General features: G+C 40.6%; 19 protein-coding genes and 1 pseudogene. 5 read left to right on the top strand and 15 right to left on the bottom strand.

The window, feature by feature from the left end:
• Positions 1-58: 58 nt before the first annotated feature.
• Positions 59-1,141, bottom strand: coding sequence for a photosystem II q(b) protein (gene psbA / locus HC643_RS34110; RefSeq protein ID WP_038089230.1), 1,083 nt, complete (start codon positions 1,139-1,141; stop codon positions 59-61).
• 150 nt (positions 1,142-1,291) lie between these two features.
• On the opposite strand from psbA, the gene HC643_RS34105 reads away from it, so the two are divergent.
• Complete coding sequence (locus tag HC643_RS34105; protein ID WP_038089229.1) at positions 1,292-4,960, top strand: WD40 domain-containing protein; 3,669 nt, start codon at positions 1,292-1,294, stop codon at positions 4,958-4,960.
• A gap of 169 nt (positions 4,961-5,129) precedes the next feature.
• Here HC643_RS34105 and HC643_RS34100 read toward each other — a convergent pair whose 3' ends face one another.
• The 5 genes from HC643_RS34100 to HC643_RS34080 all read right to left on the bottom strand — a co-directional run bounded on the left by HC643_RS34100 (position 5,130) and on the right by HC643_RS34080 (position 9,871).
• Complete coding sequence (locus tag HC643_RS34100; RefSeq protein WP_038089227.1) at positions 5,130-5,678, bottom strand: DUF4126 domain-containing protein; 549 nt, start codon at positions 5,676-5,678, stop codon at positions 5,130-5,132.
• Between the two features lie 285 nt (positions 5,679-5,963).
• Positions 5,964-6,356 carry a response regulator gene (locus HC643_RS34095; RefSeq protein WP_038089225.1) on the bottom strand — a complete coding sequence of 131 codons (393 nt, stop codon included), beginning with the start codon at positions 6,354-6,356 and terminating at the stop codon, positions 5,964-5,966.
• Positions 6,346-7,569, bottom strand: coding sequence for a GAF domain-containing protein (locus HC643_RS34090; protein WP_038089223.1), 1,224 nt, complete (start codon positions 7,567-7,569; stop codon positions 6,346-6,348). The genes HC643_RS34095 and HC643_RS34090 overlap by 11 nt, the downstream gene beginning before the upstream one ends.
• A gap of 368 nt (positions 7,570-7,937) precedes the next feature.
• On the bottom strand, positions 7,938-9,233 hold the full coding sequence (purB, locus tag HC643_RS34085) for an adenylosuccinate lyase (protein ID WP_038089318.1): 1,296 nt from the start codon (positions 9,231-9,233) through the stop codon (positions 7,938-7,940).
• A gap of 392 nt (positions 9,234-9,625) precedes the next feature.
• Entirely contained in the window at positions 9,626-9,871 is a 246-nt protein-coding gene (locus HC643_RS34080) for a GNAT family N-acetyltransferase (RefSeq protein ID WP_272900277.1), read from the bottom strand.
• A gap of 160 nt (positions 9,872-10,031) precedes the next feature.
• Here HC643_RS34080 and HC643_RS34075 point away from each other — a divergent pair.
• Positions 10,032-10,261: pseudogene (locus HC643_RS34075) on the top strand (transposase); the annotation flags it as partial.
• A gap of 35 nt (positions 10,262-10,296) precedes the next feature.
• Here the strand turns inward: HC643_RS34075 and HC643_RS34070 are convergent.
• From HC643_RS34070 to HC643_RS34060, 3 genes are all read right to left on the bottom strand, one after another.
• Positions 10,297-10,836, bottom strand: a complete 540-nt coding sequence (locus HC643_RS34070) for a metalloprotease family protein (protein ID WP_038089220.1) — start codon at positions 10,834-10,836, stop codon at positions 10,297-10,299.
• Positions 10,837-10,841: 5 nt separating this feature from the next.
• Positions 10,842-11,228 carry a tetratricopeptide repeat protein gene (locus HC643_RS34065; protein ID WP_038089216.1) on the bottom strand — a complete coding sequence of 129 codons (387 nt, stop codon included), beginning with the start codon at positions 11,226-11,228 and terminating at the stop codon, positions 10,842-10,844.
• A 448-nt stretch (positions 11,229-11,676) separates the two neighbouring features.
• On the bottom strand, positions 11,677-12,039 hold the full coding sequence (locus HC643_RS34060; RefSeq protein WP_050046549.1) for a pentapeptide repeat-containing protein: 363 nt from the start codon (positions 12,037-12,039) through the stop codon (positions 11,677-11,679).
• A 98-nt stretch (positions 12,040-12,137) separates the two neighbouring features.
• Between HC643_RS34060 and HC643_RS34055 the strand changes: the two genes are divergently transcribed.
• On the top strand, positions 12,138-12,608 hold the full coding sequence (locus tag HC643_RS34055) for a pentapeptide repeat-containing protein (protein ID WP_050046550.1): 471 nt from the start codon (positions 12,138-12,140) through the stop codon (positions 12,606-12,608).
• A gap of 192 nt (positions 12,609-12,800) precedes the next feature.
• On the opposite strand, the gene HC643_RS34045 is transcribed toward HC643_RS34055, so the two are convergent.
• Positions 12,801-16,952, bottom strand: a complete 4,152-nt coding sequence (locus tag HC643_RS34045; RefSeq protein ID WP_038089211.1) for a non-ribosomal peptide synthetase — start codon at positions 16,950-16,952, stop codon at positions 12,801-12,803.
• Between the two features lie 261 nt (positions 16,953-17,213).
• On the opposite strand from HC643_RS34045, the gene HC643_RS34040 reads away from it, so the two are divergent.
• On the top strand, positions 17,214-17,540 hold the full coding sequence (locus HC643_RS34040) for a hypothetical protein (RefSeq protein WP_167844807.1): 327 nt from the start codon (positions 17,214-17,216) through the stop codon (positions 17,538-17,540).
• A gap of 186 nt (positions 17,541-17,726) precedes the next feature.
• Here HC643_RS34040 and HC643_RS34035 read toward each other — a convergent pair whose 3' ends face one another.
• The 4 genes from HC643_RS34035 to HC643_RS34020 all read right to left on the bottom strand — a co-directional run bounded on the left by HC643_RS34035 (position 17,727) and on the right by HC643_RS34020 (position 21,787).
• Positions 17,727-19,001, bottom strand: coding sequence for an ATP-grasp domain-containing protein (locus HC643_RS34035; RefSeq protein WP_038089205.1), 1,275 nt, complete (start codon positions 18,999-19,001; stop codon positions 17,727-17,729).
• 92 nt (positions 19,002-19,093) lie between these two features.
• A complete protein-coding gene (locus tag HC643_RS34030) occupies positions 19,094-19,324 on the bottom strand; it encodes a hypothetical protein (RefSeq protein WP_038089202.1) in 231 nt (76 codons plus the stop codon).
• Between the two features lie 188 nt (positions 19,325-19,512).
• Positions 19,513-21,297, bottom strand: a complete 1,785-nt coding sequence (locus HC643_RS34025; RefSeq protein ID WP_050046551.1) for an HD domain-containing phosphohydrolase — start codon at positions 21,295-21,297, stop codon at positions 19,513-19,515.
• Between the two features lie 295 nt (positions 21,298-21,592).
• The gene (locus tag HC643_RS34020; RefSeq protein WP_137986549.1) at positions 21,593-21,787 is read right to left on the bottom strand and encodes a hypothetical protein; all 195 of its coding nucleotides are present in this window, start codon (positions 21,785-21,787) and stop codon (positions 21,593-21,595) included.
• A 141-nt stretch (positions 21,788-21,928) separates the two neighbouring features.
• On the opposite strand from HC643_RS34020, the gene HC643_RS34015 reads away from it, so the two are divergent.
• Positions 21,929-23,737: an MASE1 domain-containing protein gene (locus tag HC643_RS34015; protein ID WP_038089199.1), complete on the top strand. Its 1,809-nt coding sequence runs from the start codon at positions 21,929-21,931 to the stop codon at positions 23,735-23,737.
• On the opposite strand, the gene HC643_RS34010 is transcribed toward HC643_RS34015, so the two are convergent.
• Complete coding sequence (locus HC643_RS34010; RefSeq protein ID WP_237266009.1) at positions 23,738-23,941, bottom strand: hypothetical protein; 204 nt, start codon at positions 23,939-23,941, stop codon at positions 23,738-23,740.
• Between the last annotated feature and the right edge of the window lie 18 nt (positions 23,942-23,959).

The raw sequence follows: 23,959 nt of genomic DNA, 5'->3' as shown, positions 1-23,959 counted from the left end.
GTCATCGCATTTTGTTAAGCACTCATAACAGCAGACCAAAATCTAAATCTTGATAAGCTTAGCCTTTGATAACGGGAGTTTGTAAAGCTACAGGTGTAACATCAAAGGCAGCTAAATCGAGGGGAAAGTTGTGAGCGTTGCGTTCGTGCATCACTTCCATACCTAGGTTGGCACGATTTAGGATGTCTGCCCACGTACTAATTACACGACCTTGAGCATCAATTACGGACTGGTTGAAGTTGAAACCGTTGAGGTTAAATGCCATGGTACTAATACCTAGCGCAGTGAACCAGATACCAATTACGGGTAAAGCACCTAAGAAGAAGTGCAAACCTCGGCTGTTTCTCCAAGAAACATATTGAAAAATCAAGCGCCCGTAGTAAGCATGAACTGCCATAATATTGTAAGTTTCATGCTCTTGCCCAAATTTGTAACCGTTATTGGCAGACTCAATCTCAGTTGTTTCTCGAATGAGGGCAGAGGTTACAAAAGAACCGTGCATGGCAGAGGCAAAAGCACCTCCAAAAACACCTACAACTCCTAATTGATGGAAGGGATGCATGAGGATGTTGTGTTCTGCTTGGAACACCAACATAAAGTTGAAAGTTCCACTGATTCCTAAAGGCATACCATCAGAGAATGAACCTTGTCCAATCGGATAGATTAAGAACACGGCGGTTGCGGCGGCGACTGGTGCGCTGAATGCTACACAAATCCAAGGACGCATTCCCAAACGATACGATAATTCCCACTCACGTCCCAAATAACAGAATACGCCAATGAGGAAGTGGAAAATCACTAACTGGTATGGACCGCCATTATACAACCACTCATCTAAGGAAGCCGCTTCCCAAATGGGGTAGAAGTGCAAACCAATTGCGTTAGACGAAGGAACAACAGCAGCTGAGATGATGTTATTGCCATAGAGCAAAGAACCTGCAACAGGTTCGCGAATGCCATCAATATCAACAGGGGGTGCAGCGATAAAAGCAATAATGAAGCAGATGGTTGCAGAAAGTAGAGTGGGAACCATCAGTATACCAAACCATCCAATGTATAAACGATTTTCAGTACTGGTAATCCACTCGCAAAACTGTTCCCATACATTAGTGCTTTCGCGACGTTGTAAGGTTGTGGTCATATTCTAAAATAAGATGACAGAAGATTTTTGATTGAGTTGCTGTTCTCTTGGAATCAACAACCAATTGCATAGTAAAACTTTCATCTCTGCCTTTGCAGTTATAGAAAGTTACTAGTTTTCGTTAGTTTTCGTTAGCATTACTTTTGGCAAATGACTGTTGAAGAAGCGTTAGTCATTGTGGAAAATCTTCTGGGAACAGTGTCTTTAAATGACCTCCAAGAAGTGATTTTTCGCCAATGTTGGGACCACAGAACGTACCCAGAGATTGCCGAAGAATTGGGTTATGATGCCGATTACATCAAAATAGTGGGATTTCGTCTGTGGAAGATTCTATCGCAAGCGATTGGAGAAAAAGTAACTAAAGATAACCTTCGTTCTGTATTAAGAAGATGCAACTCCCGAACTGTGGAAGCGGAAATAGGGGTGCAACAGAGCAAGGTAAAAAATTACACCTTATCTCCCTCCTGTCAAGATTGGGGTGAAGCCATTGATGTTTCTAACTTTTGTGGGCGTTCTCAAGAACTGGCAATATTAGAGCAATGGATTGTTCAAGAGCACTGTCGGTTAGTTGCACTGTTGGGAATGGGGGGAATTGGAAAAACTGCTCTTTCTGTAAAGCTAGGTGAGCAATTACAGAAGCGGTTTGAGTTTGTTATTTGGCGTTCTCTCCACAATGCACCAACTATTGAAGCACTGCTATTTAATTTCGTTCAAATTCTTTCTTATCGAAAAGAAACTTATTTACCTGAGTCTCTTGGCGATAAAATTTTTCAGCTAATAAGTTATTTACAAAGACATTCCTGTCTGATCGTTCTAGATAATATAGAAGCAATTTTTTCTGGTAGCGAATCAGGGCTTCTTACGGGTCAATATAAGAGTGAGTATGAAGGATATGGTGAACTGTTTAAGCGAATTGGGGAATTACGGCATCAAAGTTGTCTCATTCTAACCAGTCGAGAAAAACCCAGGGAAGTTGCCATTCTTGAAGGTGAAACATTACCTGTCCGTTCCATGTCACTTTCTGGGCTATCAACTTTAGAAGGACAAGCAATTCTTCGTTGTAAAGGAAGTTTTACAGGTTCGTGGGATGATTGGCATAATTTAGTCCAATCTTATGGTGGCAATCCTTTAGCTTTGAAAATTGTAGCCACGACGATTCGAGATTTATTTGATGGTAATATTGCTAGTTTTCTGCTTCAAGGTACCGTTATATTTGGTGATATTCAAGAGCTTCTTGAGCAGCAGTTCCAGCGGTTGTCAAATTTAGAGCAAGAAATTATCTATTGGTTGGCAATTAACCGCGAACCAGTTACAATTGCAGAAATTGATTCAGATTTACTCTCTCTAATTTCTATTGCTCAATTATTAGAAGCACTGCAATCTTTAGAGAGACGCTCTTTGATTGAAATAGTTAGAGGTAGTGCAGGTAATATGTCTGCCTTTACACTACAACCAGTCTTAATGGAGTTTGTCACTAACCGTTTCATTCAAAATGTTATGAAAGAAATTCAAGAGTGGGAAATTAGAAGCCAGCCTTTGCAACTCTTGAAAACTTATGCTCTTATCAAAGCAACAACTAAAGATTATTTAAAAGAAATTCAAATTCAATTAATTCTTAATCCTATTATTGAAAAATTATTGTCCGTATTTGGTAGTAGAGAGCAGATTAAAAAACAATTATCTTCAATGGTTGTGAAGTTACGCGGACAGAAGCCAATTGAGACGGGTTATGTAGGCGGAAACATTGTCAATTTATTCCGTCAATTAAAGATAGATTTAAGCGGGTTTGATTTTTCTCAGCTTACAATTTGGCAAGCAGACTGTAAGGGATTAAATTTGTATAAAACAAATTTTACCGATTCCAATCTTTCCAAATCTACCTTTACTGTCAATCTCAGTTGTACTTTTATAGTGGCACTTAGCCCTGATGGCAATCTATTAGCAACAGGTGACAGTCAGGGCAAAATTTCACTGTGGCAGGTAACAGATGGACAACAATATTTAAGTTGGGAAGCACACATAGGTTGGGTACGTTCAATTGTGTTTAGTGCTGATGGTCAAACTCTATTCAGTAGCAGTGACGATCGCTCCGTCAAGCAATGGGATGTTCGGAACGGTCAATGTTTGCAGGTATTCCCCGATCCTGCGGGCTATGTTTGGTCTATCGCTTTAGCTGAACAACAAGCTGTTAGTAGCGGTCGCGCAATCCTTGCAACTTGTAGCATGGATCAAACGTTAAAGCTTTGGGATGTTGAAACAGGAGAATGTTTCAAAACTCTACTTGCTCATCAAGGTTGGTTCTGCTGTGTTGCTTTGAGTCGAGACGGGCAGATTTTAGCCAGTGGAAGCACTGACCAAACCGTCAAACTTTGGAATGTGAATACTGGGGTATGCTTGAGGATCGTACACGGACACACGAGTAGCATTTGGTCTGTAGCCTTTAGTGTAGATGGAAAAAAAGTTATTAGTGGTAGCGCTAACGGTACTATCAGAATTTGGGATACGGTAACCGGGGAGTGTCTGCATATACTGGAGAGCCATACAAACCATGTTTGGTGTGTCACCTGCAGCCCTGATGGCAAAACGTTAGCAAGTGCTAGTAGCGATCGCACAATTCGACTTTGGGATCTTCAAAGTGGGGAATGTTTAAAAACGCTTCAAGGACACACCAATAGCATACGGTCAATAACTTTTGCTAGAGATGAGTCTACTCTAATTGCTTGCGATGACGATCAAATAACTAAATTTTGGAATATAAACACCGGACAGTGTTTTAGAACTTTTCAAGGATATGGTAGCAGTATGTACTTCATTGCTGTGTCACCTGCTTTTAAAAATCTGACTAACCAAATAATTGCAAGTGCTAATGAAGACCAAAGTGTCAAACTGTGGAATATCAACACCGGAACTTGTCTCAAAACTTTGAAAGGACATACTAATTGGGTACGGGCTGTAGTATTTAGTCCCGATGGGCGAACTTTAGCAAGTGCTAGTTCCGATCAAACAGCAAGGATTTGGGATGTTCAAACAGGAGATTGCTTGTATATTTTGAGAGGTCACAGGAACTGGTTGATTTCAATTGTCTATAGCCCAGATGGGCAAACACTAGCAACCAGTAGCAGCGATAGCACAATTCGATTTTGGGATGTCAAAACCGGGCAATGCCAACACGTGTTGCACAATTCTACTAGTATGATTTTGTCATTGTCCTACACTCACGATGGCAATTTCCTAATTGGGAGTACTGGAGAAGATATGTCAATCCAAGTTTGGGATGTGCATACTCTAGAGTGCGTTAAAATTTTGCAAGGTCACGCTCACGGAGTTTGGGGAACGGCTCTTAGTCCAAACGGGCACATGCTGGCAAGTAGTAGTGAAGATACAACGATAAAAATTTGGGATTTCCAAACAGGTGAATGTTTGTTGACTTTGAGAGAACATTCTCATACAGTATTTAGCGTAGCTTTCAGTCCCAACAGTCGCCTCTTAGCAAGTGGAGGTGGCGATCGTACTGTGAGAATTTGGGATGTTGAAACAGGAGAGTGTTTGAAAGTTCTAAAAGGCCATACACGATGGGTTTTTGGCGTTGCATTCATCCATTGTCACACCTGCTTTCCTACAGTGAAAAATCCAATTCTTGCAAGCAGCAGTCAAGATGGAACTATCCGGTTATGGGATGTTGAGACAGGTGAATGCTTGAAAGTTCTTACAAGCCCGCGCCCTTATGAAGGAATGAACATCACAGGAGTGACTGGTCTGACTGAGGCTCAGAAAACAACTCTGTTGGCGCTAGGCGCAGTTGAAGAATCTACAAGGTAAGTCCAGTCAAATTAATAACAAATGGCCAATGAAGAATAACGCTCCTAACAGGTCAACATTCAATCAGTTGACTTCTACCAAGTTGCAAACAAAATGGGTTCTTGTCAGATTTTGGTAATCTATTGAAGGTTACGCGCTTTAAGGCAGAGGGCAGAAAGGAAAAATGGTATTACCTTTCGTGATAGCGTTTGCGATACCAGCGATACCAAATTTTAGCACTATGAACAGCAAACCATAGAAGAATTAAAGCAATTAATCCACCGTGTGTGGGAGCATCTAAGGCAAAAAAGACTAAAGCAATACATAAAGCATCTTGAATAAAGACTGCCCATAGTGGTATGCCTTTCAATCGGTAAAACCAACCAATTTGAACCAGTTGAAGAACGAAGGCTAATGAACCGCCAATAAGAGCAATCAACCAATTGGGTGTTGCTGTGGCATTAGCAACGGCTAACCCCATAATTGCCCCAACTACTGGGGCAAGTAATAAGTGAAACACTTGTAGTACTCGCTGCCCTAATAGTTTTTTTGAGGCAAATACCTCAACGACTGACCAACTTGTCAGCGAGAACAGCAAGAAAGGTGTGGAAACCTGGGATAAGATTGGCACGTGTGACCAAAGATTGCTACCTTGAAGTATTCCAATAAAAAGCAGTGGCAGGGCTATTCTAATTCCTGCCGCCGCAGATGCAGAGAGTGCGGCTAGGATGTCAATCATAGAGTTATTTTTACATTGCGCTTAACCATGTATTAAAAGGGCAGACACTTAGACTTACCCCCATTTGTTAGAGTTTGACACAAAAACCAAAATTTGACACCATAGTATTTACTGATGTTTATAATCAAACAGATTTTACAGCAAATTCCAGTATTTCTAAGGAAATACTGGAATTTGCTGCGGCAACCTTTTTAATACGAACAAATATGGCTGGTTGGTTTATATTTGTCAGTCCACATTCAGAAAAAATTCGTCACATTCCTGGTAAGTCCTCTGAATCAGTAGCTATTCATTCTCCACTAGTGAACTGTCGCAAGCAGATTCTATGACTTTTAATAACTTAGGAATGTCATATGGTTTAGAAATAAAATGAGAAATTCCCAAAGATAAGGCTAGCTCTTCCAAATAGCCGTAGGCTGTCGCTAATATCACTGTTAGCTTAATACCTTCTCGCTGGAGTTGTTTATACACTTCATCTCCTGTGAATTCTGGCATCCTATTATCTAATATCAATAAATCTGGTTGCTCCTTAATTGCTTTTTCTATAGCTTCTTTGCCATTCTTCGCTTCTTTTACCTCCCAACCTTCGTCCTCAAGGAGAAACGCGAGCATAGCTCTACTATCGTCGTCATCATCTGCAATCAGTACTTTGCCCTTTCTGGTACTCTTATTGTTCATATATAATTTTTGTAATTGGTAGATAAAAAATCTGTGAGTTTGGTGTTGGTGAAGAGAAATTAACAACTGAAGTCGTTGTAAAACTGACTTGTACTAAGTCACAATTTGAGATTTCACGGACTGCTACGTTTACTATTCCACCTTTACCTGCACGATCGAAGGCTTGGAGAAAATAACGCAGCAGATGACGTAAAAGGCTTTTAGGCTCGGCAACTACTGCGATCGCTTCGTACCAATCAGTTATAATTTCTATCTGACGGATGCCTGCTTCCGTTGAGAGAATGTCTATTAAATCGGATATCTTATCCGTTATGGACACAGGTTGGAGTCTATCAATTTCATTGGATGCTAGATTGCGCCAAATTTCCGCACGACGACGAAATAGTTGAATTGATTGTTCAGCCTGTCGCAGCAATTGTACTGCATAATCCAAGCGGTTAAGTGCCATCATCCGGGAAACAACTTCAAGTTTTAAGCGTGCTGCTTGATGTGCTTGGATGATATCCTGACGCAAATCTTCTAGTGGCTGATATTCATCGGGATTGGACTCTAAGACACGACGAATATCTTTTTCTAAGTTTGCTATCAATAAGTCTGCTTCAACTCCGTGAGATGCACACAGCAATATCTCTTTCATCCGTTGTCCAGCATCTGCACGACGCATAGAGATACTTAGCACTCCGATAATTCCTTGTTTGTCATTGCGTAGAGGAATCCCTTGGCATGTGAATGGATGAAACCCCTCAATAAAATGTTCTGCGCTAATAATTTCTACATAATCTGCTTCTACTAGTGGCGTACCAATACCGTTAGCGCCGGCTACACTTTCTGATAGCAAAGAACCGGGTCCGGGGAAAGCTTCCGATCCATGTACGGTCTGCTTATCACCTACTACATTCAAAACGATCGCTTGGTTATCACCCAACATGACTGCATGACGATCGCTACCTGCAGCCTGTGAGAGTATGCGGATGTAAGGACTAGCCAGTTGAATGAGATTGCTATTTTCCGCTATTAAATGCTTTGTATCTGAACTTGATAGTTTTTCTGCTTGCAGCGCGTGGGGGTTAGCACCAAGCAAATGCGATCGCTCCCAAGCTCGATAGATTTTCGAGCGCAACATCTGAGCAGGAATCGCTCCAATGGATTTGTATATGCGTCCTGCTTCTACTACATCAATTTCTTGAGCTTTAAGATCCCTCGATCGATCCATTTTATTGGAATTTGTTAATGTTAAGTTTTTATACTTTATGTTTTACAGTTACTCACTGCTATTAGTCATAGCAAAATATAATGTTCTGTGCTACTTCTTCTCTCACAGAGATGTTGTCACAGACCTGAATGCACAAATATCAAAAAGGTAGCGGGTCAACCTTGGTGATAGGAAAAAACAAGTAAATTTTTTAAGGAAATAATTATCAAAAAAAGAGGAGGGGGAGAAGTCAATATCGGCTACCTGTCTCCCTTATTCCCAGCCAGAGGCTGGGAACGAGAAATTACAGAATAAGCACGGGCATTAGATTTTAGGCTTTTAGGCTTTGGGTATGAGTTCGTCTCTCTTGTCCCCCTTGTCCCAAAGCCCTAAATCCCCAATCTTTGGTAAACTTCCTCCAGGTGTCTGAGATGGTTTTGGGGATCGAAACACGCTTCAATTTCTGCGGTTGATAGCTTTTGGGTGACGCGAGAGTCGTTAGCAATTAATTCGCGGAAATTACCTTGAGGCTTATTCCATGCAGTATGAGCGTTTTGTTGGACGATCGCATAAGCGTCTTCACGGCTCAATCCCTTGTCTACCAATGCGAGTAGAACCCTTTGGCTAAAGACAACGCCACCGTAGCAGTTCAAATTCCGCTCCATGTTTTCGGGATAAACCAACAGGTTTTTCACTAGGTCGGTCATCTCATGAAGCATAAAGTGGGTCAAAATACAAGCATCGGGTAAAATGACGCGCTCGACAGAACTGTGAGAAATATCTCTTTCGTGCCACAGTGCAACGTTTTCTAATGCTGCTCCAGCATGGCTGCGGACAATTCGAGCCATTCCTGTAAGTCGTTCCGAACGGATGGGGTTGCGCTTGTGAGGCATTGCGGAAGAACCTTTTTGCCCTTTGGAAAAGAATTCTTCAACTTCCAAAACGTCTGTTCTTTGCAAATTGCGAATTTCTACCGAAAATCTTTCAATAGATGCCGCTAGTAAGGCTAATTGTTGCACAAAATCGGCATGGCGATCGCGTGAAACCACTTGAGTTGAGGCTGTATCTGGTTGAAGCCCAAGTTTTTGACAAGAAATTGCTTCTACTCGGGGTTCAATATTGGCGTAAGTTCCTACCGCACCAGAAATCTTACCAACTGCAATTGTTTGGCGGACATTTTTCAGGCGTTCTTGGTGTCGCAGAACTTCTGCCAACCAACCAGCCAACTTAAAACCAAAGGTAATGGGTTCGGCGTGAACACCGTGGGAACGTCCGATCATAACCGTGTTTCGATGCTCTTTGGCTTTTTGACGAATAGCATCAATCAACTCTTGCAAGCGTTGCAACAAAATGTCCAGACTTGCAACTAACTGTACTGCCAAAGCTGTATCCAGTACATCAGAACTAGTCAATCCCAAGTGAATGTAGCGTCCTGCTTCACCTACATATTCATTAACATTTGTGAGAAAGGCAATCATATCGTGGCGGACTTCAGCCTCAATTTCCAGTACCCGCTTTGGGTCAAAATTTGCCTTTGCCTTAATTTGTTCAACAGCTGTAGTTGGGATGTAACCTAACTCAGCTTGGGCTTCACAAACAGCGATTTCTACTTGCAACCAGGTTTTATACTTATAAGCTTCTGTCCAAAGATTGCCCATTTCAGGCAAGGTATAACGTTCAATCACGATCCGCCACAGAGTACATACAACTGTCATATTCTACAAAGAAGACAGACCGTCTTGAACACAAGTGTTGGCTACAGGCAACAATTTAAAGTTTGTACCTTTTGATGGGGGTGTAATTGTTTACTCTGGAGGAAAATAAAAACTGGTATTTGTGGAATATCATCTGCGTAGAGTCTGACCCCGACAAAATCGGGGTCTTCTTCTATCTAGGTACATACTGTCGTAAAAATAATTCTACTTCTTTTGATTGTGGGTTCACAAGCTGCCTTAAGTCAAAATTAGACAGCAAAGCTTCTCCAGCATTTCTCTTCTCAATAAGAATCTCAGCCTCTAGCTTACACTAGGGGCTTTTTTTTGAGCGCTCTTAACCCTAACCATGGGCTGAGCTTTTCTCATATCCTCTCATCTCTAATTTTTAAATAAACATTTGGGTTCCACTTCTCCATGAAACGATTGGGATTGTTAAGTTCAGTAAATCCAAACTGACGATAAAACTCACAAGCATCTTTGGTTGCTAGTAACCACCGACGCAATCCCTGCAATTCAGGATGAGACATAATTGTTTCTATCAACCACTTACCCAATCCAACTCCGCGAAAAGGTTCCAAAATAAACACATCGGCAAGATAGGCAAAAATCGAGTAGTCTGTTATACCAATTCTCTAAAAGGAGACTACAGATAAAGCGGCTTTAATATAGCGTCGTCCAGCAATGGATGCAACAGTTTGGTGAGTTAACTGTTTAATCAGAGAAAAAAGATGCTGTCGTTACTTAGAACCGCGATCGCTACCACAATGTGTTTGGCTGATGATCCAAGCTCACGTTGAAGTCATACGGCGTACCGAACAAAAATTTCAAGTGCTTCCCAAACGCCCTTGTAGTGGAAAGAACATTTGGGTGGTTTAATCAGTACCATCGTCGAGCGCAAAGATTATGAGCGTCTTCCCGAAATGAGCGAAGCAGCCATATATGCTGTTATGACTAGAATTATGCTACGTCGTCTTGTCTCCTTTAGATTTACTTTCTAAATAGTCTCTTATTGATGGGTGGGGGAATCTAAATATTAGATATTACCTAGCAATAAAGGTATGACCATGCTTACTCCAACCGCGTAAATCAAATCAAACCAAACAACCCTCAGAAAATTAGCAACTACGATTAAAAATCCAAAAATCTGGCTAATAAAATATAATATATTTTGAGTTTTACCCTTTCTAATTTTTTTGAATTCAGACATAAAACATTTTACATCTTGATTACTAGGAAAGGCGTGCATTCCGATAGAATACCCTATCCACGCTAGAAATACTGTTGTAAAGTGGCTGGGACTTTCCTTTAATATAAATAGTGCCAGTGATTGTTGATATGTTAATATTGCACAAAGTATGGTGTTGATAACTAATGGCCCAGCAGAAATTAACAAAGCATCTCGCAAGCGATTGACTTCACCATGTACAACATAACCTGCGGGATTTCCAATTCTAAAATAACAAACTTCATATACAGGTACTTTAGCCAAATCGCAAAATAATCTATGTGCAGCTTCATGGACTACTACACCAGGAAAAGTAGCTAATGAAATTACCCAACCAGGTATAAACATTTTAATTATTCTCTTATATTTTCAAAATATTGTTGATATATTTCAGGCATATTCATAATTAGTCTTACCCGATCGGATTTATTAAGATGGACTCCTTTCAAGTATGAAACTGCTTTTTCTATATCAGTTACCTGACCTTTGGCAAAGTATACCTCTGCAAGAGAGATTTTTGCTTCTTTAGAATTAGGTACTTTGATTAAAACTAATTCGTAAGATTTAATTGCTTCGTCATATTGCTTTTGAACATATGCATTACGTCCGGCTTTGAGTTCTTTGGATGCTACAAAATATTTTGGTAAAGACAGCAATGAATATAATAAAGAGCAAAGAACTGCTGCACTCAAAATGACAACCCAAAAGGGATATTTATAGGGAGGAATTGTATTCTCCATATTCTCCTAAACTTGCATAATAAGTTTAATAAAGTATAAATGACTAAAGTTTGATTTTGTGCATTGCTAGTAATAAACGTTATATCACAACTATGATAAATGTACAGTGTTAAGTTTGCTGTATTTTGATAACAGTCGCCTGCAATCGCTAGATTAGTTACAACTCTAGTCGTGATGCTAGGTTAGAGGCTATTTATAAAGTAAATCTAAAAGTGAGCAACAAGAAGTTACGGTAAGTATAAGATACTTCATAGACAGTGTATTTACATAGTTGCTCATAGCTCCACCTCCTCGCAACGTTGCGAGGAGGTGTCAAACACTTGAATTCCCAGACATAAAAAGTATTAAGAAATATTTCGCCAACAGCATCAGCAATGGAACAGAAAACCGGGATAAAAAAATAAACTCAATAAAATCGCTAAAAACGTTACAATGTATAGCCTCTGGCTCAAGGGACACAATATGGGTCAACAACAACGTTTCCATCTGGCATAGTGGTATTGAGGAAGAAGGAACCTTGCATTACGGGGAGAAAGAAGAACTTAGCTCCAGTCAGGTTAGCTCCGAGCAAGTTAAGACCAGTCATTTGGAGGCAATTCAGGTTAGCATCCCTCAAGTCGGTATAACTCAAGTTAGCGCCATCAATGACAGCGAGATCCAAATTAGCACCACGCAAATTAGCACCCCAGAGGTAGGCGTATTGCAACCCGGAACCTTCCAAATTGACATAACTCAAGTTGGCGTAAGGCAAATAAGCCTCTCGCAACGAAACTCCACGCAGATCGATACCTCTTAAGTCAGCACGGTGCAAAACAATGTCTAATCTCTTAATACAAAATTAAAGCTGCTTTTCTTGAGTGCAAACTACGGCTGGTAACGTGCGTTATTATTTAATGTGTGAGTTGAATTGTGGAAGACAAAGAAATTTTGCCAAGGTTGGAAGTTGAAGAATTGTTGGAAAGGTATGCTGCTGGGGAGAGAAATTTTAGCGGCTTCGATTTGACTGGAGCAGACTTGAGTAGAGCTGACTTCGGGCGTCGAATTTTGAAGGGCATTATTTACAATGAGCAAATCGATCTCAGTCAAGCCAACCTCAGTGGTGCCAACCTTAGTGGTGCCAATTTTCGGGATGCCATTATGGAATTGGTCAATTTAACTAACGCCAACTTGAGCGGTACTAACCTGGAAGGAGCCCATTTGGGTGGAGCTTCCTTGGAAGGTGCCAATCTCAGAAATGCTAATCTGTGTGGCACCGATCTCGCTGACGCAAACTTGATTGATGCTGACTTAAGCAGTGCTACATGGGGGTTTAGTGCTAAGAATGCTATTTTCCGTAACACTATTATGCCCGATGGTACTATCGAAACCGATCCGAATTGAATCATATGCTGAATCAGCAGCCAGCTTTTCATATCGGGTATCGGGTAGTAATACGTCGAAACTGTTTGAGTTTGTTAATAGCGCGTTCAACAATATTGCGTTGACGGTAAATTTCACGGTGAAAGGGTCCTCGACGTTGCTCATTCGACAGTCGTGGGACAGTAAGACGAATACCAAGGGCAGCGTAGGTAATTACGGATGCGACGAAGAGTGTAAATTTTTGACGGCGCGATCGATACAAATTTGCAGTTTTTCCGCAAGCACTTGAACATGAGGTTTTCTTAGCATTGTAAGATGATTGCCAGGAATTTGATGAACTTCCACTCCTCCTAAAGCAAATTGTTCCCATCCCAAGCTAGAATCTTGATAAGCAGTTTTTGACTGAATGCCAGACTTAAATAGAGTTACTTGGTATGGGTAGAGTTGTGGGACATAACTTAGAGTTGCTTGGCTGTTAGCTTGGAAAATATCTATCATTGGATGAATGGTTAATTCACGCAAAATTTGAGATTTCGATTCTTGAGTTATGAGATTGCTTAAACTTAACTCTTTTAAGTGAAAAAGTGATAATAAATGACTTCTCACCCAATCCGCACTTTGATTGAGATAAGGAATCCGTAGAAACCTATCCCCTTGGTAAGAAGCTACAATTAAATATAAGTAATCCAACAAAAAAGACCAAATCGATCTTGCTACTGTAGAAAACAGAAAACTGAAACTATCGCCGATGGAAGGTTGAAGATGAGAAATAGGTGCTACGGTATCAAGTAGAGCAAGTAAAGCAACTTCATGTCCTGCTTTATAAAGTTGTTGAGCCATCTCAAAAGCAACCAAACCTCCGAAAGACCAACCTCCTAAAAAATAAGGTCCTCTCGGTTGTACTGTACGTAAGGCTTCAATATAATAGGATGCCATATCATCAATCTGTTTGAGTGGTGGGCTTTCACCATCTAGCCCTAAAGGTTGCAATCCATAAAATGGTTGATCTTTTCCTAAATGACCAGCTAATTCATAATAAGGAAAGATTGTTCCAAAGATAGGATGAACGCAGAAAAAAGGAGGTTTTGAACCATCAGGTTGAATTGCGACTAAGGGAGACCAACTTTGAGTTTTTTGTTCTTGAATGAGAAGTTTTGCTAATTTTTGAATTGTTGGATTTAAAAATAGAAAAGATAGCGGTAATTTTCGTTGAAATTCTTGATGGATATTCTCCATTAAACGGACAGCTAGGAGAGAATTACCACCTAAATCAAAAAAGTTGTGTTGAATGCCTATAGATTGAAGATTGAGCGTTTTAGCCCAAATTTCTGCTAATTTAAACTCCACTGGACTACGAGGAGGGACAAACTCTGTATTGGCTGCAATTTGAGTTGAACGATCGAGAGCAGCTAGTGCGCGATGGTCTAATTTGCCATTAGGTGTTAGTGGTAGAGCGTCTAATAGAATAAAAGCCGAAGGTATCATATATTCTGGCAATTTTTCTCTCAAAAAATCATGAAGTTCAATGGTTGTTTGTCTGTATTTGTGATGGGGAACAACATAAGCTACCAACCACTTATCACCAGAAACATTCTCCTTGACAATAACCACGGCTTCTTGGACTGCATGATGTTGAGTCAGTACCATTTCAATTTCTTGTAACTCGATGCGGAAACCGCGCATCTTGACTTGATTGTCGATACGTCCTACAAATTCAATATTCCCGTCTGTTCGATATCTTGCTAAATCTCCTGTTTTGAAAACACGCTCTGGCGCAGTCGGATTTTTATGCTTGGTTGTGTGTGTTCCCTGAGAATTGCTGACAGGATTGGGAATGAAGCGATCGGCTGTGATATCGGGACGGTTGAGGTAACCACGTGCTAACCCCGAACCACCAATATATAACTCACCAGTAATGCCAGTGGGTACGGGTTGTAAATACTTGTCTAATATGTAGACTTGAGTGTTAGCAATAGGGCGACCAATAGGTGGTTTTTCACTGGGAATATTGATTTGCGCGATCGCAGACCAAACCGTTGCTTCCGTTGGTCCGTAAGCATTAAATAACCGATGGTTGGGTCCCCACCAACGTTTGACTGTATCACTCGTACAAATTTCACCCGCACAAATGATAGTTTGCAATGCGGGAAGTTGGGCTTTTGGTAGAATTCCTAAAACAGCAGGTGGAAGCGTGATATGCGTAATTGCTTGTTTTTGTAGCAGTTCGATTAAAGATTGTCCCGGTACAAGGGATTCCTTATTTGCCAAGCAAAGAGTTCCCCCAGACCCTAACGCCATCACAATCTCAAAAACTGATGCATCAAAACTTAAAGAAGCAAATTGTAAAATGCGATTTCCAGGTTGTAAGTCGAAAGTTGCAATTTGTGCCTGCAGTAAATTATAGACTCCTCTATGCTCGATAAGAACGCCTTTTGGCTTTCCTGTGGAGCCAGAAGTGTAGATGACGTAAGCTAAGTTATTGGGTGTGACACTGCTAGTGGGGTTTTCTTGACTGTATTGTGCGATCGCCTCCCCATCTTTGTCCGGGCAAACTACGATAGGAATGTTATTTGTGAATTGGCGATCGCGAATTTGTGAAGTTGTTAATAAAACTGATACTCGAGCATCTTCTAGTATAAATTTAAGACGCTCTAAAGGATATGTTGGGTCTAGAGGTAAGTAAGCGCCACCTGCTTTAAGGATACCCAAGAGCCCCACTATCATTTCTAGGGAACGTTCCAAGCACAGACCCACTAAAACTTCTGGAAAAACTCCTCCTTGTTGCAGGTAATGAGCCAGTTGATTGGCACGGATATTTAGTTCGTGATATGTTAATTGTTGATTTTCCCAAACAACTGCAATCGCATTGGGACTTTGTTTAACCTGTGTTTCAAATAACTGGTGAAAGCATTGAAGAGTTGGTTTTTCTGAAACAAAATTAATACATAACTGCTGTAATTCTGTGTCTGTGAGCAATGGCAAATTTGAGAGTTTTTGTTGGGGAGCGGTAACTATACCTTCTAATATGGTTTGAAAATGTCCCAACATCCGGGTGATGGTGCTGTCATCAAATAAATCAGTGCTGTAGATAACTTTTCCTTTCAAGTTGTCCAAATCTTGCCAGAGATGAAACTCCAGATCGAGTTTTGCTGTTTTGCTGTCAAATTCTAAAAGTGAGAGTTTTAACCCTGGTAACTCCAGCATTTCAACAGGTGTGTTTTGCAAGCTAAAAACAACTTGAAACAATGGATTGCGGCTTAAATCTCTTTCAGGATGCAGTTCGTCTACCAATTTCTCAAACGTACAATCTTGATGGGCATAGGCTTCTAAAGTTACCTCTCGCACTCTACCCAGTAGTTCTTGAAATGTTGGGTTACCTGAGAAATCGGTACGCAGTACCAAGTTGTTGACAAAAAAACCAATCAATCCTTCTATTTCACTGCGATTGCGATTGGCAATTGGTGAACCTACTACAATATCTTCTTGTTGGGTGTAACGATAAAGTAACGTCTGAAATGCTGCGAGTAATGTCATGAACAAAGTCACGCCTTTTCGACGGGAGAGTTCTTCTAACGCCTTACCCAAAGATTGTGGTAGTTGGAAAAATTGTTGTGCTCCCTTGTGGCTTGGAACTTTTGGTCTTAATCTGTCAGTGGGAAGATTGAGGACAGAGATGCCATTTAACTGCTTTTTCCAGTAAGTTAATTGAGTTTGTAGGGGCGAGAGCCCATCTACACCTGGTTCTTCCAGCCAGTCGCGTTGCCATTCAGCAAAATCTGCATACTGAATGGGTAGTTCTGGGAGAGGTGTAGAGATGCAGGATAGCCTATCTCTACAGGCAGTTGCGTACAGTGCGCCCAGTTCTCGAACAAGTACCGCAATTGACCAACCATCTGCAACGATGTGGTGGAGATTGAGTAACAACACGTGTTCTGTTTCGTCGCATCTTAGCAATGTAACTCGTATGAGAGGTCCAATGCTGAGATGGAAAGGACGTTGTGCTTCTTCTGTTGTCAATCGTTTGGCTTGTGTTTCTCGTTCACCGATCGCGAGATGGCGTAAATCTATAACGGAAAACGGTATGGTTAATGAAGGTGCGATCGCCTGCATGGGTTGACCTTCCACCATTAAAAACGTAGTGCGTAAAGTTTCGTGACGACGCACAATTTCATTGAAGGCTTGTTCTAGGGCAGTTAAGTTAAGCGAACCTGTTAAGCGCAGTGCTGCTGATACGTTGTAGAGAGGGTTTCCCGGTAGTAATTGGTCGAGAAACCACAGCCTAGCTTGTGCAAAGGATGTCGGGAAGAGAAAAACTTCTGTATCTTCAGCAGTTGAAGGAGGGTTTTTAGAACAAGATTGGCTCATAAGCTGCTGAATAATTTAGATTTATTAATAATATCTAGCTCAATAGTTACATTAAATCTCATGCAAAGACGCAAAGAGAGAGGCAAAATTATTTAACAACAAATTAACCCAGTTTACCATTATAGCAATATTATTGACTCAGTAGGTGCAGGTAAATAAACTGGGCTCAACCTCGTTACTTAATAAATCTTTATCAAATCTTCACTCAAATCACACCTTTTGTACATATGCTTATTGACATCATTATTCAGGTCACAGTGTATGCCACAAATTACACTGCTATGTGAAAAATTCGGTTACACCCTTGAGCATTTAAGTCTTTCAGAAAAAAGATTACTTAGATTAATTTTAGTTAATAATGTGACTGCTCAGTCTATGTATAAACCGTGTTCTTTGCTAGCATCATTATTGGTTGTAGAAAAAATTATCGATCAAATAACTTCAAAATACCCGAATAACAAGGACTCTGTGTTTGTAGCTATTGAAATTTTAGAAGGGATAGATATAGATACAACCGAGGGATTGATTGAAATTCTTACTAGACTGATTAAAGTAGAATTAATAGCAACTGCTGACAACTTAATCTAAGTTACCTATTCAAGATTGTGCTTTCAAGTATGGAATGTTTGATAGCCCCAAATATTTTTTGGTGAACCGGAGGGGCGTTCCTTCCGTTGAGGGGACTGCGAGGCTTCAAGAGCGCCAATTATTAAAGGAAAGAGGACGCCCGTTCCACAAAATTAGATAATTTATTTCTTGAAAATCCCTAATTACTTAACTTAGCAATTGCAATCCTTTAGATTGTAACTTCTTCTCAATGTACTGCATTTCCTCAATTGATTCTCCACTGACAATTCCGTAAATTTCTGTATATATATTTCCGTATTTGACTTTCTCTAAGGCTGATAGGATGATAAAGTCTTTGCGATCTAGTTCTGATTTCAAAGTTGTGAGAATGAAGTCTAGCGTTCCACTCATGCGGTAATTGGAAGAGTATTTAGCGACTTCTTTTCCCAATCCTAACAAGGTTTGGCGCTGCAAGCAGAGTGGGGTTGAGCCATTGATTCGGAAGTTAGCATCGATCGCATAAAGCTGTCCGTCTTTATCTTCCAATACATCAAAGCCAATCATACCAAAATAGCCCTGCTCGTAAGCATACTTTCCAATAGCAGCTATCATTTCATAGAACTTGCTCATATCTGTTGCGCGGTAGTGAATTAATCCTCCTAAATAGTTTCCGTCTGGAGTAACGAGTTGTCCTGTAGTTCCCACAAGCACAATCTCTCCCGTCTTGTTCAGGTAGAATTGTACGCAGTAATTTTCTACCACATTTTTAACAAACTCAGAGACAATAATTGTATCTAGCAGTTTAATATCAAGATACTTCCTCAGTTCATCAAAGCAGTAATTCAGATCGCTGGTGCTTCTAATAATATAAGTCCCTTCTCCCGAAAGCCCGTGGGAAGTTTTGATGAGGTAGGGAAATTTTTCTGGTAACTTAATATCGTCAAGATTGAAGTTATGCAGATTGTAGCTTTCATATTTCGGACATTGCACTCCGAGATCGGCTAGCGTGACTTTGTTTAACAAGCGGTAGTGAGTGTCTGGATCGACAGCGTGTTTTTCAGGTTTCAGGCGATCGAAGGGGAAAAGAGCAATCAATTTGTCAAAGCGATCGCTTTGGCTGAGTTCATCAAGATAAACAGAACAATGTAAGAGTTCCAAATTTGAGTAGCTAAATCCAAAGTGTTCCTGCCAATATTGAATCAGTAACTTTGGCGGTTGAACAATGGTAATTCCCGGTACAAGGTCACCTAAAACTGCCAAATTTTTCCAAGGTTCTTTCTGGCAAAGTTTGTCAAAAGGTGTTTTATTCGCTTCACTACTACCGTCTTGAAGAAAGAATTTTTTTGTGTTGGGATAAGCAGCCCAAGCTGCAGTTGCAGGGTAGTTAGGTAGCAATCCATACCGTAAATCTTTGATGTCTTTAGCAAAGAGATCGGAAAAAGAATTTCCCTTAAAGTCTTGAAAATTGTATGTTGATTTCATTAATAGTTAGTGGTTAGTGGTGAGTAGGGGCGCAAGGCTCTGCGCCCGCACAGTACTTTTCTGCTTAAGATCGCTGATAATTATTTATTAGTTTAACCTGCGGTTCGGCTGATAATCCCGAGTTGACGATCGACTGGATTGGAATCGTTAGTTTCATCAGACAGCCCTGGAATGGGAACATCTACGTTTTCGCTATCATGAACGGAGTCATTCAACTCATTCATGTTCTCAGATTCTTTTTTATGTGCTGATGGATCGATGACACTTGGGTCAGAACTTTCATGGACTGATAAGTTGATGGGCTGACATGGCTCCTGAGACATTTTGACCTCTTGGCTTAACTTGCATAAACTCACTTACACCAAATTGAAAAAGAATGCGACAGATAGTTGATTGAGATGAAGTCTAAGCACGGCTTCCTCAATCCATTCATCCACTCATCCAAAATGGTATTACTTAGACAAGTTAAGACTAGAGACAACTGCTATTCCCTCTAGCAAGGGACAGAATCTCAAGGAATACATTTTAGCCAAATGGAATCTGTTGGTTCTCCAGACATTCCCAGATATTGGTAACCACCTTCTCTCATGATTTTTATACAAGCATTCACAACATTGACATCATATTTCTTATCTATATTACTTTCCAGTTCCAGGCAAGCGTGCTCTAACGATAACCCCGGACGGTAGGGTCTGTGGGATATCATAGCTTCCATGACATCGGCAACAGATAAGATACGGGATTCTTCCATAATTTCTTCACCTATTAAACCACGCGGATATCCAGTTCCATCTACGCGCTCGTGGTGTTGACCGACAATAGTTGCTATGGGCCATTCAAAGGAAACTTTTCTTAAAATCTCCTCTCCTACCTGAGGATGTTGTTTAATCAGTTCAAACTCAATAAGACTGAGCCGACTTGGTTTTGAGAGAATCTCAGATGGTATGGAAATTTTACCAATATCGTGAAGGAGAGCAGCTATATTAAGGGCTTCTAACCTCTGTGTCGTTAATCCTAACTGTCTGCCTATCGCGATCGCCAGCCAAGCCACACGCCGTTGGTGACCTGCTGTGTAGGGGTCACGGACCTCAAGCGTTTCCGATAGCGCAGCCACTGCTTCTAGCAAAGCTTCTTTAGAACGAGAAATAGCTGCGAGTCTTTCAGCATCAATTCTCTCATATTCAAGTAGGCTTTCAGTCATAAACAGAGCACGAGATAAATCTCCTGCTAACGCTTCAAGGTAATACATTTCTTCATCATCAAAGACATTGGATTCGCTTGAATAAAGGTTGAGTACAGCCACAACTCGACCTGTATGAAATAGGGGGAAAGCGGCTGATGAACGAAAACCACTATTTAAAGCTGACTGACGCCACACCTTATAACTCTCATCATTATTAATATCTCTAGAAGTTTGAGGCTTACCCAGTTTTATTGCTCTCCCCGTTGGTCCTTCAGCTGTCTCTGTATTGTCCCAAGTGATTTCGAGCCGATCGAGATAACCTCCAGTGTCACCCCATTTGGAAAGCAGTGCGATCGGTATTGAGGGATTGTCCGGTACTTCTCCAATCCATGCCATTGCATACTTTCCTTGTTCAACCAATGCTTGCGTGACAGCATCTGCAATTCCTTGACGATCGCGATGTCGTATTATGGCTCGGATAGATGCAACCAGCGATTTGAGCAATTGATTATACCGTAAAAGCGCAACTTGAGCTTGCTTTTTCTCAGATACATCAACAATAATGGAATAAAGCAGTTTTTGCCCGTGTAATTGCACCGGATGTGAGTAAACCTCAACATCACGAGTCTCACCGTTAGCCCGACAATGAATAAATTTAAAATGATTGCGACGTTGCGATCGCGCCGCAGCCATTTCATAAAATACCTCATCTTCACTCAAGAGATTAATTTCAGAAATGCTCATTGAGCAGAGTGTTTCCTGACTCCAACCATAGAAGGTCGCAGCTGCATCATTTGCCTGTACTATCTTGCCATGCAAAGGATCGATAAGCAGTTGGGGAAGCCCATGTTGTTCAAACAATTGGGTGTAAGTTTCTATAGCTTCATTCCGTTCTCTCTGAATCTTTTGCTTTGCTCCATAATGCTTGTCAATCAGAAGATAGAGTAGATAGGCTGTAATAGCTGCAAACAGCAATCCTTTACAAGATTGATAGACTGCTTGCCGAAAATCTCCTTTAGCAAACAAGATATCTGTGACAACAATCCAGGCTGTAGATATTAAGAAATATGTATAAGAAATACGCGTCTTGGGGTCGAGTTTCAATCTGTACATCTTAAAGTTTTCCTATAAGTGTTGAGTTAAAGCTGTTAGTAAAATAACATTCAGCCAAAGTACTTACCTGTACTTGATAGATTTTGGTTGATGGTAGCAATACAAAATTGAGCAATAATAGCATGGCGGTAGTTTACCTCCTCAAAGACTTGCTGGCATTTACTACGGAATCAAATAATTTTTTAGCACATGGAACGCTTGTGGGAGGTGTGGGTACTTAGATTGTTATTATGGTTACTTCTAGGCGGGTAAAGATTAGTGGTGCGAATGAAGAAATAGAAAAACCTAAGTAATTTTACTGTGTTAGGGAGCGATCGCAATAGACTAGAACCAAACAGCTGACAACATAAGAGTGCTTTCTTTTGACTTTTGCCTCGTTGTACTCGTTTGTAGGTGACTGAAAAGATGGATAATTTACGCTGTCTTGATTAAGGGTATGAATAATCCGAGTAACTACCAAGCCATCTATAGCTAAACGTGTACCGAACATTTATACTTTGTTGCTGTTATCAATATGTATTAACGTCGTGGCAAACACTGGTTCAGTGTTAATTAGCTAGTTTTTTAGGGAATTCTAAGTAAGTATACTGTGGCATCTGTTTTGCCACATGAAATTTTTACTCTTGAAAGTATGAAACCGCGCTTACCAATTGCCTCAGACCGGACAGTGTTCTTGACTATACTGGCTTTGCCTGTTATTCACTTTTGTGTTAGTAAAGTAGCCTTATCACTGGCTTTCAAGAATGGTGTAACAGTGGTTTGGCCTACAGCTGGCATTTACTTATCAGCGGTTTTATTGCTGGGGTATCGCATTTGGCCTGCTATCTTGTTAAGTGAATTGCTGATCAACTCCTTCTTAATTTATCAAAATTTTTTAGTTAGCGTTTCCATTTCAATAATCGACCTGTTCGATCCACTGCTTGTGACTTTTGGTATCTATCATTTCATCGGACATTACTATTTTTTGAATCGCTCTCAAGATGTGTTTAAGTTTGTGGGAGTCATCATGGCTTTCCCCTTATTGACTACAACTCTTGCTACAACCGTTCTCTGTCTGAATGGTGTTGCTTCTTGGACAGCTTATGGAGAAAGTTGGTGGTCTTGGTGGACATCAATTGTCATCAGTATGCTTCTAGTAACACCAGTACTGTTGACTTGGAGCAAGCGCTCCAGACAATTGAGACAGTTTAGGAAATTCTGGATTATCGAGCTTGCTCTTTTACTATTCCTAACAGCTGTCATTACTTACGTGGCATTTAGCGGAGAATATTCAGTAGAGTATATGCTGATTCCCCTATTGGCATGGTCGGCATTTCGCTTTCAACATAAGGAAGTTACTCTGTTGATAGTCATTATGTCAGGAATTGCAATTTGGGGAACCGCTAAAGGTTTTGGGTCATTTGTCCGACCATCAGTGAATGAATCTTTAGTCCTACTACAATCTTTTGTAGGAGTCATTGCGTTATCAACCTTGCTATTGTCTGCGGTTATTCATGAAAACAGACAAGCAGCCTTGGAACTTCAACAAGCAAATGAAGAATTAGAGCAACGAGTTGACAAACGCACTCTGGAATTAAAAAATGCTCTCCAAGAACTTCAACACACCCAATTCCAAATGATTCAAAGTGAAAAAATGTCTAGTTTGGGTCAACTGGTTGCAGGTGTCGCCCATGAAATCAATAACCCAGTTAATTTTATTCACGGTAATATTAGCCACCTCAACAAATATATGCAAGATTTGTTGAGGATGCTACAGCTTTATCAGCAACGCTATCTAAGCAACGATCCAGAGATTCAAGCGCTAGCAGAGGAAATTGACTTAGAGTTTCTGGTTGAGGATTTGCAGAAGATGTTGGCTTCTATGAAAATGGGAACTGATAGAATTCGTAGCATTGTGCTATCGCTACGAAACTTTTCCCGCATGGATGAAGCGGAGTTTAAAACTGTGGACATTCATGAGGGAATTGAAAGTACGCTGTTGATTCTGCAACACCGTTTAAAGGACAAACCAGAATGTCGGGCTATTGAAGTGAAGAGAGACTATGGTTCCTTACCCCAAATAGAATGCTATCCCGGACAACTCAATCAAGTGTTAATGAATATTTTAGTGAATGCGATAGATGCTTTGGAAGAGGTGAATGCCAAACGCACGTATCAACAGATCGAGGAAAACCCCAGCCAGATTACTATCCGTACAGCAGTGAAAGATATCCAGTGGATAGAAATTTCAGTAGCAGACAATGGACCGGGAATGACCCAACAAGTGCAAAACCGCATCTTTGACCCCTTCTTCACCACTAAACCTGTAGGTAAAGGAACAGGTATGGGTATGGCAATTAGCTATCAAATTATTACCGAAAAACATAAAGGCAAATTGGAATGTTTCTCGACTCTTGGTAAAGGAACTGAGTTTATTATTCAACTCCCCATCCGCTCATAACTAATTTTTGTTCATGTATAAATTTTTATGAAAAAATCTGGATTTATTGAGCATCACAACTTGTGGACAGAAGCCAAGAGATTGTGTTGCCTGTAATGTTGCTCGTCTTTCCCAACTAGTAACAATTTCCATAATTCCCTCTTTGTCTTGTTCTTTTAGTGTACCAATTTCTTCCTGAAACCTTTGCTCCTCTTGAGAGTTCAATTTCCTTAACCTATTACG

This window comes from Tolypothrix bouteillei VB521301 (assembly GCF_000760695.4).
In the GTDB taxonomy this organism is placed as follows: domain Bacteria; phylum Cyanobacteriota; class Cyanobacteriia; order Cyanobacteriales; family Nostocaceae; genus Scytonema; species Scytonema bouteillei_A.
Note: the sequence above shows the minus strand (reverse complement) of the source record. Positions and strands in the feature narration are given on the sequence as shown.